Origin of the sequence: Winogradskyella sp. PG-2 (assembly GCF_000828715.1) — a bacterium.
Lineage (GTDB): Bacteria > Bacteroidota > Bacteroidia > Flavobacteriales > Flavobacteriaceae > Winogradskyella.
Genome location: NZ_AP014583.1, coordinates 3,184,454 through 3,197,156 on the forward strand (window position 1 = coordinate 3,184,454; position 12,703 = coordinate 3,197,156).

Annotated in this window: 10 protein-coding genes and 1 pseudogene; 7 read left to right on the forward strand and 4 right to left on the reverse strand. The window is 32.3% G+C overall.

From position 1 onward, the window contains the following. Positions 1-79: 79 nt before the first annotated feature. Positions 80-343: a hypothetical protein gene (locus WPG_RS14360; protein WP_045473942.1), complete on the reverse strand. Its 264-nt coding sequence runs from the start codon at positions 341-343 to the stop codon at positions 80-82. Positions 344-465: 122 nt separating this feature from the next. Between WPG_RS14360 and WPG_RS14365 the strand changes: the two genes are divergently transcribed. From WPG_RS14365 to WPG_RS14375, 3 genes are read left to right on the forward strand one after another with little or no spacing between them, the layout of a single operon-like run. Continuing rightward, complete coding sequence (locus tag WPG_RS14365; RefSeq protein ID WP_045473944.1) at positions 466-1,860, forward strand: alanine/glycine:cation symporter family protein; 1,395 nt, start codon at positions 466-468, stop codon at positions 1,858-1,860. Continuing rightward, positions 1,844-2,101 carry a DUF4212 domain-containing protein gene (locus tag WPG_RS14370; RefSeq protein WP_045473946.1) on the forward strand — a complete coding sequence of 86 codons (258 nt, stop codon included), beginning with the start codon at positions 1,844-1,846 and terminating at the stop codon, positions 2,099-2,101. Before WPG_RS14365 ends, WPG_RS14370 begins: the two co-directional genes overlap by 17 nt. 19 nt (positions 2,102-2,120) lie before the next feature. Beyond that, complete coding sequence (locus tag WPG_RS14375) at positions 2,121-3,821, forward strand: sodium:solute symporter family protein (protein ID WP_045475618.1); 1,701 nt, start codon at positions 2,121-2,123, stop codon at positions 3,819-3,821. A 60-nt stretch (positions 3,822-3,881) separates the two neighbouring features. Here the strand turns inward: WPG_RS14375 and WPG_RS14380 are convergent, their stop codons facing one another. After that, complete coding sequence (locus tag WPG_RS14380) at positions 3,882-6,050, reverse strand: DUF3857 domain-containing protein (protein ID WP_045473948.1); 2,169 nt, start codon at positions 6,048-6,050, stop codon at positions 3,882-3,884. A 4-nt stretch (positions 6,051-6,054) separates the two neighbouring features. After that, positions 6,055-7,983 (reverse strand): transglutaminase-like domain-containing protein, encoded by a 1,929-nt coding sequence (locus WPG_RS14385; protein WP_045473950.1) that lies wholly within the window; start codon positions 7,981-7,983, stop codon positions 6,055-6,057. Between the two features lie 180 nt (positions 7,984-8,163). Here WPG_RS14385 and acs point away from each other — a divergent pair, with 180 nt between their 5' ends. Continuing rightward, on the forward strand, positions 8,164-10,071 hold the full coding sequence (gene acs, locus WPG_RS14390; protein ID WP_045473952.1) for an acetate--CoA ligase: 1,908 nt from the start codon (positions 8,164-8,166) through the stop codon (positions 10,069-10,071). 4 nt (positions 10,072-10,075) lie between these two features. On the opposite strand, the gene WPG_RS18250 is transcribed toward acs, so the two are convergent. Continuing rightward, positions 10,076-10,237, reverse strand: a complete 162-nt coding sequence (locus tag WPG_RS18250) for a hypothetical protein (RefSeq protein WP_171817190.1) — start codon at positions 10,235-10,237, stop codon at positions 10,076-10,078. Positions 10,238-10,319: 82 nt separating this feature from the next. On the opposite strand from WPG_RS18250, the gene WPG_RS14395 reads away from it, so the two are divergent. From WPG_RS14395 to WPG_RS14405, 3 genes and pseudogenes are all read left to right on the forward strand, one after another. Then, complete coding sequence (locus tag WPG_RS14395) at positions 10,320-10,982, forward strand: HAD family hydrolase (RefSeq protein WP_045473953.1); 663 nt, start codon at positions 10,320-10,322, stop codon at positions 10,980-10,982. Between the two features lie 19 nt (positions 10,983-11,001). Next, positions 11,002-11,616: pseudogene (locus tag WPG_RS14400) on the forward strand (fumarylacetoacetate hydrolase family protein). Positions 11,617-11,699: 83 nt separating this feature from the next. Continuing rightward, on the forward strand, positions 11,700-12,698 hold the full coding sequence (locus tag WPG_RS14405; RefSeq protein ID WP_045473955.1) for a serine hydrolase: 999 nt from the start codon (positions 11,700-11,702) through the stop codon (positions 12,696-12,698). Positions 12,699-12,703: the final 5 nt, after the last annotated feature.

The following is a 12,703-nucleotide window of genomic DNA, read 5'->3' on the forward strand; positions in this document are numbered from 1 at the left end:
ATTCGGATGTAGGGTAAGGCTCTAAGCTTATTAATTCAATATTTATTCCAAATAACTCTATATTATCTGAGAATGTATTTCAAGGCATAGGTATCTCACCATGAGTATTCAATACAAAATCTTCAGATTGACCATTTTTCTGCATCCTCATTAATACTTCAGCATTTCCTGACCAAAAACATAAAACATCTGAAGGACATCTATAATCTGCTACATTGAGTAAAGTTATTCTAGTTTTATTTTCTTCATAAACAACTATTTCATTGTGTGGGTCATCGATAGAACAATTTAAAAATATGGTTAATAAAATGAGTAAAACATTAACTCTATTTCTTAGATACATAGTTGATTGATTTATATATTAGATGCTCAAAACCATATTTGGTTGCGTGCGATTCAGGTTTATTTTAAAATAGATAGTTTCTATCGAGTATAATTTTATTTGGTTTACTACATTTATAACTTATGGGGTTTCTTAACCAACTACTAAAAGATTTTTCTGCCTTAGCTTGGGGATTACCTTTACTCATCCTACTCATTGGTGGTGGATTATACCTATTGATTCGTTCTCAATTTTTACCGTTTCGGTATTTAGGACATGCGGTTAGTGTACTTAGAGGAAAATATGATGATCCAAATGATCCTGGTCAGATTTCACATTTCCAAGCCTTAACAACGGCATTATCTGCAACCGTAGGTATGGGAAATATTGCAGGTGTTGCTGTTGCGATATCGATTGGTGGTCCTGGTGCTGTATTTTGGATGTGGATGAGTGCAGTTATCGGTATGTCTACCAAATTTTTTACATCAACTTTGGCCATATTATATCGTGGAAAGGATAGTGCTGGTGATCTACAAGGTGGACCAATGTATTTTATAACCGAAGGTTTAGGTAAATCTTGGAATCCTTTAGCTATATTTTTTAGTTTTTGTGGTTTGCTAGGTGCTTTACCAGTGTTTAATGTCAATCAATTAACCCAAGCTTTAAATGATATATTACTCATACCTAATGGAGTAGAAGTTGGGTTAGTAACAAACCTATACATAGGATTCATTTTAGTAAGCATCACAGCTTTAGTAATTTTAGGTGGTATAAAACGTATTGGTAGTGTCGCTTCGCGGTTAGTACCAAGTATGGTTGTGTTATACTTTATTCTGGTCATTATTATATTAGTAGCTCACAGTGATGTGTTACTCTATTATTTAAAACTCATTTTTACAGACGCGTTTGCGGCTAATTATTATCCTGAGGGGGATACTTTTTTAGGCGGTGTAGTTGGTGCTTTAATTTTGCATGGTATTAAGCGAGGTGCGTTTTCTAATGAGGCTGGTATTGGTACAGCGCCAATGGCACATGGAGCTGCTAAAACAGATGAGCCTATTAGAGAAGGTTTAGTGGCTATGCTCGGACCAGCAATAGATACATTAATTGTCTGTACACTAACAGCTTTGGCGATTTTGGTTACTGGTGTTTGGGAAAGTACAGATAATAATGGTGTAAGTCTTACAGCTTCTGCATTTTCTAACGTAATGCCAACTTATGGAAAATATGCATTATTAATTTGTATTACTGTGTTTAGTATGAGCTCATTGTTTTCATACTCTTATTATGGAACAAAATGTATGTCCTTCCTTTTTGGTGCGGACAAAAAACATTACTACAATTACTTTTATATTTTAAGTATTCTTTTGGGAGCTACCACGAGTCTAAGTATGATGATTAACCTCATAGACGGAGTTTTTGCTTTAATGGCAATTCCTACTATGATTGCAACGATAATTTTAGCACCAAAGGTAATTTCAGAATTAAAAGCCTATTTGACGAGATTAAAACAGACTATTAATGAAAGTAACCGATAATGCAAAAGCCTATTGGCGTGACAATATAATATATGTATTAATCTTACTTGTCATATGGTTTGCCGTGTCTTATGGTGCAGGCATTTTGTTTAAAGACGAGTTAAATGCCATAAAGATTAGAGGCTTTAAACTTGGATTTTGGTTTGCACAGCAAGGCTCGATGTATGTCTTTGTAATACTCATATTTGTATATGTGAGATTAATGAATAAACTCGATAAAAAATACGGCTATGATGAATAGAATTTTACTTATAGCCGAAATGGATGTACAAACTTGGACTTATATTTTAGTTGGCATTACTTTCACACTGTACATTGGTATTGCTATATGGTCTAGAGCTGGCTCTACAAAAGAATTTTACGTTGCAGGAGGCGGAGTCTCGCCTTTAGCTAATGGTATGGCAACAGCGGCAGATTGGATGAGTGCGGCTTCTTTTATTTCTATGGCTGGTATTATTTCATTTGCTGGCTATGATGGTGCTGTATATTTAATGGGTTGGACAGGTGGTTATGTATTATTGGCTTTATTACTAGCTCCTTATTTGCGTAAGTTCGGCAAGTTTACAGTTCCAGATTTTATAGGTGATCGTTACTATTCAAAAACAGCTCGTATTGTGGCTGTATTTTGTGCACTTTTAGTATCATTTACTTACGTTGCAGGTCAAATGCGTGGAGTAGGTATTGTGTTTTCAAGATTTCTTGAAGTAGATATCGATACAGGAGTATTTATAGGAATGCTCATTGTTCTATTTTACGCTGTTCTTGGTGGTATGAAAGGCATCACCTATACGCAAGTTGCACAATACTGTGTTTTGATATTTGCTTTTATGGTTCCAGCAATTTTTATTTCAATTCAGATGACTGGGAATCCAATACCTCAATTAGGATTTGGTGCTGAGTTAAGTGATGGTTCGGGAACATACTTATTAGATAAATTAGATGGTTTAAGTACACAATTGGGTTTTGCTGAATATACCGAAGGCTCAAAGTCAACTATAGATATTTTTGCTATTACATTAGCTTTAATGGTTGGTACTGCAGGATTACCACATGTAATTGTAAGATTCTTTACAGTTAAGCGTGTAAAAGATGCTCGAAAATCTGCTGGAATCGCCTTATTACTAATAGTTATTTTATATACATCTGCACCAGCAGTTGCAGCTTTTGCTAGGACTAATATGATTGAAACGGTTTCTAATCAATCTTATGCAGAAGTTCCGGAATGGTTTAAGAAATGGGAAACAACCGGATTGATAGCATTTGATGATAAAAATAATGATGGTCTAATTACATATGTGGCAGATGCGTCTAAAAATGAATTAATAATAGACAGAGACATAATGGTATTAGCAAATCCTGAAATTGCTAAACTACCTAATTGGGTGATTGCATTAGTCGCAGCAGGTGGATTAGCTGCAGCATTATCTACTGCGGCAGGATTGTTATTAGTGATTTCTTCATCTGTATCTCACGATTTAATTAAGAAAATAATAAAGCCTTCAATATCTGAAAAAGGTGAATTAGTTGCAGCAAGATTATCTGCAGTTGGTGCGGTTTGTGTTGCTGGTTATTTTGGTATTAATCCACCAGGTTTTGTTGCAGCTGTAGTTGCCTTAGCTTTTGGTTTAGCAGCAGCCTCATTTTTCCCAGCTATTATTTTAGGTATTTTTTATAAACGAATGAATAAAGAAGGCGCGATTGCAGGAATGATGGTTGGTATTGTGAGTATGCTCCTTTATATGATGAAGTATAAACTCGGTTGGTTTGATGAGGTATTACCTAATAAAAGCGAATGGTGGTTTGGTATTTCGCCAGAAGGCTTTGGTACAATTGCTATGATTCTCAATTTTATAGTTTCAATTACGATAATGAAATTCACAAAAGCACCACCTCAAGAGGTTCAGGATATTGTAGAGCATATTCGTATTCCTAGTGGAGCTGTTAAAGCTGTAGAGCATTAGTAAAAAAAATAAAAACCTCTTATAAATCTATAAGAGGTCTTAATTTTCATGGATTAAAATTTACTTCTTCTTCAATAATATCTTTTCATTCGTAAACTGATTTGCTTCATCTAAAAAGGCTATCATTTTGTTCCAGTTAGCATTTGGTTCAAAATTATGCTTGTATTGCTTCGATGTCTTTATAATCAATTTATTGTCTTTAATTTCCGCTGTGCTAATAAAAGCTCCAGTTTCGTTATCTACAGACTTGTTGAGTTTAACTAAACCAGCAACAGTATAACCTTCAGGAATATTAAAAGTCATGTTGTAATTATAGCTTCTCGCATTACGAGAATAGACATTTGCGGTACGATTACGTTCTTTTTCTTCAAGGTCTATTTGTCCTCCTATAAGTTTTCCAATTTCAATGATATAGTTTGGACCTGCTTTTTTTATCAAAGAATTTTTAGTGGTAAATGTCTCAGTGAAGGTGAAGTAATCATCTAAACCATAACGTCCAGTTTCATTAATGAGATAAGCATAATCTTCAATCTCTTCAACAGTATATTCTCCTTTCGCACTAATTTCAAATCGTTCTTTTTGCTTTCCTTTTATTTTTTCAATTAAAGCATTTAACTCTTTTTTATATCTGGCTTTATCCTTTTTACGTTTTACTAATTCGATAAAAGATTTAGTGTCGTACTTCGCATAGTCTTCATCAACATAATCTGAAAACATGAGTCTATCGTATTGTTCATCTTTTTTAGAATGTCCTTTATAGCTATTTACAGAGCTTATTGATATGCCAGAGAAATCCTCAGTCATATTTAGAGTCATTTCCTTTTTTGTTTCGTTATCCAGGTGAGTTGAAACAGGAAGTTTTCCTCTTTCTATAACATCAATTTTGTTACGTGTAGGTGATAATAGAAATACATCGGTGTCTTCAATTAGTGGTGAAAACTCATTAATGTTTGTATGTACACTAAATAATTGCGCATATAATGGAGTAGGTGTATTCACTTTGATAAGAACATTGACATTTCGTTCTATTAGTAAATCATCAATAGAGCCATCGAAACGTTTTTTTGCAACAACAATCTCATATTTTATTTTTTCTCGTTTTAAAAACTCTGTAAAATGACGTACAAATTGTTTTTGGTTATCAATAAATACTGGATATCCATAAAAAACGAATGGATTGTACATTATATCTGCATCTTTTATAAAGATGGCCTCAACGAAGCGCGTTAAGTAATAATGACGCATAAAGTAAAATGCTTCAGTAACTTTTTCGGTATCACTACTGAAATTTTTCTTTTTAAAGAACTTTCTAACATCACCTATATTTCCATCTGGTTTAAATCTATTATCATATAGATCTAATACTTCATCTTGGGAAACTGAGGTTTTTATAATTTTTTCTTTTTCAGGAAGAAATGCTAAAGCTCTATCTTCAAATTTTCCTGATCTAGCAAAATACACTTGAAACTTATATGATGGTAATTCTAATAGTGGATAAAACCAGCGCATATATTCATTCTTTTCAATATCAGATGCAACTAATTCGTAACGCCTCATATTCTTTTTCTCTGTTGGAATTTGCTCTAATTTTGGTGCTCCATTAAAAGAATTGAAATTGATGAAAAAGTCATTTTCCGTTTCAAAAAATAATTTAAAATCTACAGTAGGATATTCTTCACCTAAATTGGTTTCCACAGGATCAAACCCAAAAGCATAAGTAGCTTTAAAAGGTTCTAATCTATAGAAGTAATAGTCTATAATATCACCAATTTCTAGATTTGAGATAGCGACTTTAGTTTCTCCATCGACTTCTACAGATTCTTTCTCAACATCGATCTCTATTTCTTTTCCATCTGGTTTTACAATTTTCACACCAACATAGTTATTACCTTTTTCTTTCCATGTATAGCGTCCTTTAGATGATCTAAAGCGTTTTGTAAAAGCAAATTCTGAAAATTCTTCAACGGCAGCTTTGTCTAAAAGCTTAATTCGCTTTCTTACAGAACTTGTATATGTCACTTTCTTACCAAATTTGTGAAAATCGTAATTCTCATTTTTATATAAGATTACAGCAGATTCATTAGCCCATTTCTCTGGGATTTCGGTAATGTTTTTGTATTTATCCGAATTGCCCCAAAAAAAGTCTTTTGCTTCTAATTCTTCTTCGGATTGCCCAAAAGATACTATTGAAAAGGCTACAAAAAGTAGCGTTAGTCTTTTAATATTCATTGATTTAGTTTTTGGTAATGATGATTTGTTCTTGATAGGTATTATTTAATTGACTGATAAAGGTATTCCATTCTTCAAAATCGTTAGTTTCAATTTTGGCATTTTTAATCTTAAACAGTTTCTTGTAAATAAGTTTATTGGTCTCTGTTTTAAAACTTACAGACATATCATAGTTTTTACTTGAAATCTGAATGTCTTTTGGTAGTTGTGAAACCTTATAGCCAGATGGAATTTCTAACGTGGTTGTAGATTCTAAATACTTTTTAGAACTAAAAATATAATCTACATCACGTTCTTTAAATTCATAACTACCTAATTCTTCATCGCGGTCTAGATCTATATATATTGAATCATCGAATGTCGAGACTGCATTCTTTACAGTAATATCATAAGAAAGTGTAACATTACCATCTCTATTAGACAAATCTGAAGTTGTAATATTTGCTACTTTTCTATTGCTATCTCCTCGACTTAAATAAGCTTCTAAAAATTCTTCTTTCTTATCGGTTTTTAATTGATCGAAATAGTATAATAAACCCGATCGGCTTTCTCCATTAAAAACCTTTTCAACAGAACCAGTTAATAGTTCATCCTCTAATTTTAGATTGTAATTAAAAGATTCTTTGTTAAACTCTACTGCACTTTCTGGTACTTCTTTTAAGATAAAAGTATCTTCATCTTCAATCATTACTTGTTTGCCTTGTATACGATTTGCATATTCTCCAAAGGCATTGAATTTTTCTGTACCATCTAAGAAAATGATTTTATCGTCTTTAAATAAAGAACAAATCATATGATTGTCAACCGATAAATTTGGTGTAGAGTAATCATAAGCAATACGTTTAGTTCCAATCCATGTTAATCTTGCGTCAAAACCAGCTTCAATAAGCATTTGCTTGGTAAGGTTAGCCATACCTTTACAATCACCATATCTTTTATTAAAAACATTAGCAGCTTCATCTGGTTTAAAACCTGCAATACCATCTTCAAAAGCTATATATCTAATATTATCTTGTACCCAATAATAGATGTTCTTTATTTTTTCTTCATCACTTTTAGCATCCTTGGTTAATTCTACAACTTTAGCTTTTATTGGAGAATTGTCGTTCTCTAAGCTATTAACGAGAGATTTATACCAATTATAAAGATCTTGAGTCGAATCAAAAATTGGCTTTGTTTCGCCTTTAATAGTATAAGATTTTGCTAATACAAGGAGATGTGGATACACATAAGTTGGACCAGGCGCATTAGACGCATTGCGCATAGCTGGGACATCTTTTACTGTATAAGTATGAATTTTAGATTTGTTCTTAACATTTGGTTTTACGGTTTTAACGATGTCGTAACCTTCAAAATTAAGTTCTTTTAATTCAATATTTAACCAATCCGGAATTTCAACTTTAATTACTTTTTTAACTGTTGGATAGTAATCATTAAAATAAAGCTTTGTAAAATATTTTATGTCGTTATAGTTCTTCAGAATCTCAGTGCCATAGCGATAACCTTGTAATGGAAAATCGACATTGGTAAATTTTACTCTGGCATCGTTATGAAATAAGTCATCACTTTTATAGGCTTCATCTTTTACAAAGAAACGAGCGCTTCTATCATTTTTATATAGAATTTTAAATTCTTCAATTTCAGATTCACCATCATAAAAACAATATTTCTGAATATCTGCTCGAGATATCATATTTATCATTTTCTCTTTTAATTGATGATGAACAATTACTTTTTCTGAGTCTTTGTTAAACTCAAAAGTTACAAAATCTATGCTTTCTTCAAGAGCAATTTCATCATCTTTATGGTCAAATTTCTCTTTAAGTTTTTTTGCTTTTGCAATATCTGTAGCATCAGGTTCAATCTTTCGTTGACCATACGAATACGAGATAAAAGTAAAAAGAAGGATAGTGGATAGTAAGTTTCTAATCATAGAATAAATTGTATAGTAATAATATATCTAAATGTTAATAATAACAAAAGGAAATAGCATATAATGTAAGTAATTTCGTTTAACCACCATTTTTAATTTTTGAATGCTTATTCTTTTCCTAATTATGAAGTTCAATAAATTATTTTAGTAAATTACATCGTCAAAAATTGAGAGTTATACATGAGTAATTATCATATAAAACAGTTTGAAGAATACTTCCAGGTTTATAGAAAATCAGTAAGTAATCCTGAACAATTTTGGGAAGAAATAGCTGAAGAACATTTTGTTTGGAGAAAAAAATGGGATAAGATATTAAGTTGGGATTTTAAAAAACCTGAGGTAAAGTGGTATGAAAATGCTAAACTTAATATTACAGAAAACTGTCTAGACAGACATTTAAGAACACGAGGTGACAAAACAGCTATTCTATTTGAACCTAACAATCCTGATGAAGCTGCAGAGCATATTACATACATACAATTACATGAACGTGTTTGTAAATTTGCGAATGTATTAAAAGAGAAAGGCATCGAAAAAGGGGATAGAGTCTGTATTTATTTGCCAATGATTCCAGAATTAGCGGTCTCCGTTTTAGCTTGTGCTAGAATTGGAGCAATTCATTCTGTGGTATTTGCAGGTTTTTCGGCAACAGCCTTATCAACACGTATTAACGACTGTGATGCAAAAATGGTGATTACTTCTGATGGGTCTTATCGTGGTGCAAAAACTATTGATTTAAAAGGTATTGTTGATGAAGCGTTAAACGATACTCCTGATATAGAATCAGTATTGGTAGCAAAACGTATAGATTCAGATATTAATATGAAAGAAGGTCGTGATTATTGGTTACAACCACTTTTAGATGAAGCATATCAAGACTGTGATGCGGAAATAATGGATGCAGAAGATCCGCTTTTTATTTTATATACTTCAGGTTCTACAGGAAAGCCAAAAGGGATGGTGCATTCTTCAGCTGGATATATGGTTTATACGGCCTACACATTTAAGAATGTTTTTCAATATAAAGATAATGATGTATATTGGTGTACTGCTGATATAGGTTGGATTACAGGACATAGTTATATTGTATATGGACCATTAGCAAATGGTGCAACTACTGTAATGTTTGAAGGCGTACCTAGTTATCCAGATTATGGACGTTTTTGGGATATCGTGGAGAAACATAAAGTCACTCAGTTTTATACAGCACCAACAGCTATAAGAGCATTAGCTAAACAAGGGACTGAATTTGTTGATAAGTATGATTTATCAACGCTTAAAGTTTTGGGAACTGTAGGTGAACCTATAAATGAAGAAGCCTGGCATTGGTACAATGAAAATATTGGCAAGAAGAAAAGCCCGATTGTAGATACTTGGTGGCAAACTGAAACAGGAGGTGTTATGATAACGCCAATTCCATTTTCTACTCCAACAAAGCCAACCTATGCAACGTTACCATTTATTGGTGTGCAACCTGCTTTAATGGATGAAAACGGTAATGAAATTAACGGCAATCAAGTAGAAGGGCGTTTATGTGTAAAGTTTCCTTGGCCATCTATAGCACGTACTATTTGGGGAAATCACCAACGCTATAAAGACACCTATTTTTCAGCTTATGAGAATATGTATTTTACAGGTGATGGAGCATTACGAGATGAAGTTGGTTACTACAGAATTACAGGTCGTGTAGATGATGTAATTATTGTGTCTGGTCATAACCTTGGAACAGCTCCAATTGAGGATGCTATAAATGAGCATCCTGCAGTCGCAGAATCAGCTATTGTTGGCTTTCCTCACGATGTTAAAGGCAATGCACTATATGGTTATGTGACTTTAAAAGATAGTGGTGAAGGTCGTAACCATGATAATTTGCGAAAAGAAATCAATCAATTAATTACAGACCGTATTGGACCAATTGCAAAACTCGATAAAATTCAATTTACGGTTGGCTTGCCTAAAACTAGAAGTGGCAAAATAATGCGAAGAATTTTAAGAAAAATTACTTGTAATGAAACTGATCAGTTAGGTGATACGAGTACCTTATTAAATCCAGAGGTTGTTGAGGATATTATAAGTAATGTAGTATAACTTATTAAGATTTTTTTGCTTTTTCTGCCTGAGCTTTTTCAACAATTGCTTTTAATCTTGCTTTACGCTGTTCAACTTTAGATTTTATCTTATTCTTTTTCTGAGCTATGAGTTTACTGTGCTTGGCTTTGTTTGCGGTATTCTTTTCGCGTCCTTTCTTTGCCATATTATATTTTAATTAATAGTGAGATTTCTTTTTGCACTCAAAAAGGCACTTTACTATCTTCGTTGCTAAACTAATAAATATTATGCTTAAAGCTGTTTTATTTGATATGGATGGTGTTATTGTAGATACAGAACCATTACATCGAAAAGCTTATCATCAGATGTTTAAAGATGTAAATATCGATGTTAATTCTGAGCTCTACGAATCCTTTACAGGTCAGTCTACTATAAATATCTGTAAGCGATTAGTCGATCATTTTCGATTAATTGATACACCAGAACATTTAATGCATTTAAAACGTAAGCATTATAAATATTTATTCGAGAATGATGATGAATTAGCTTTAATAGATGGTGTTTTAGATCTTATAAAGGATTATCATAGTAATGATATTACTTTAGTTGTAGCGTCATCAGCTTCAATGAATGGTATTAATCAAATTTTTAAGCGTTTTAATCTTGATAAGTATTTTAAAGGTAAATTTAGTGGAGCTGATTTAAAAAAATCTAAACCGCATCCTGAAATATTTACAAAAGCAGCTAATTTTACTGGTTTCAATACATCAGAATGTATGGTTATAGAAGATTCTACTAATGGTATCAAAGCAGCCCGTGCTGCAGGTATATTTTGTACAGCATTTAAAAGTGAGCATTCTACAGGACAAGATTATAGTTTAGCAAATATTGTAGTTTCTGATTTTAAAGAAATTTCAGTATCAAACCAAAACAACTTTTTCATAAATTAAGATAAATAAATTTCACAGCATGAAAATTATAGGAATAGGAAAAAACTACGTCAATGACTTATCAGAAATTGCAGCTATAAAAACAGGTACGCAAACAATTTTCACTAAGCCAATTTCTAGTTTGGTAACTGGTAATGCAGATGTCGTTTATCCAGCTATTACAAATGAAATTGCATATGAGTTAGAATTGGTTATAAAAATTGGAACAAAAGGAAAAGATATTTCTCAGGAAGATGCTATTTCTCATATTTCAGAAATTGCTGTTGGAATAGATTATACTGCTAAAGATGTATTAATAGCAAGTAGAGAGAAAAAGGGACCTTGGGCTTAAGCTAAAGGGTTTGATGGCGCTTCTCCGGCATCTAGTTTTCAGCCAATATCAAATTTTACAGATTTAAATGATATTAATTTTGATTTAAAGATTAATGGTAACACAGTACAAGTTGGTAATACACACCTCATGATTTATACTTTTGCAGAAGTAATTTCCTATGTATCATCCTTTATGACCTTGGAGCCTGGAGATTTAATATTTACAGGAACACCTGCTAAAGGCAAAGGTGATATTTTTAAAGGAGATCATTTACAAGCATCGATTGAAGGATATTTACTGTTAGATTTTAAGATGATTTAAATTTTGAATAGAGCATAAATGTTCTATTATATAACATATTCTCAGATAGTCCGTCAAACTTATATAATCAATATAAAATAGCTATGAAATTCAAATTTTATTTATTAGTCTTTTTCCTTTTATGTCAGTTCTCGTTTGCTCAAAACTTAGAAATACCTGAAGCGGTAAAAACTCATATAAAGGCTAGAGTAGACAATGGATTTAATCCAAGTGTTTCATTGGCATATATTGATGGAGGTGACGTTTCATATTTTAATTATGGTAAAACTGAGGTTAATAATGGAAAGCATGTAAATGAGAATTCAGTTTATGAAATAGGCTCAATTTCAAAAGTATTTACTACAATTTTATTGGCTGATGAAGTATTAAGAGGGAACATGAAACTGAGTGATCCTGTTTCTAAATACTTGCCAAATACATTTACTATTCCTCAAAGGAATGAAAAAGTAATTACGCTAAAGGATTTAGCTACACATACTTCAGGTTTACCTAGAATGCCAGATAATTTTAGTCCTGCTGATATAAACAATCCTTTTGCAGATTACAAAGTTAGTCAGCTTTATGAATTTTTGATAAGCTATAAGCTACCGAGAGATATTGCTTTGGCTTGGCATTTTGCTAATAACAATTTAATAACTTGGCATAATGGAGGTACGGGTGGTTATAGAGCTTTTGCAGGATTTTTAAATAATACCAAGAGAGGAGTAGTAGTATTAACGAATTCTACATTTAGTGTTGATCAAATAGGCTTAAAATTGCTTGATGCAACTATAAATTTAGAATTGCCAAAGAAATCTGAATTCCCAGATGTTGTAAGCGTATCCAATGAAATTTTAGACACATATATTGGGGTGTATCAATTAGCTCCAGAATTTACAATTACAATTAGTAGAATAGATAATGAACTTTATGCACAAGCGACAGGACAATCTAAATTCCAAGTATTTCCGTCTGCAGAAAACGAGTTCTTTCTTAGAGTAGTAGAGGCAAGTGTTACATTTAATAAAGACGCTGATGGTAAAGTGGATAGTTTAATCTTACATCAAGGAGGGCAAGATATGCCAGCACCTAAAATAGAGTAACGATT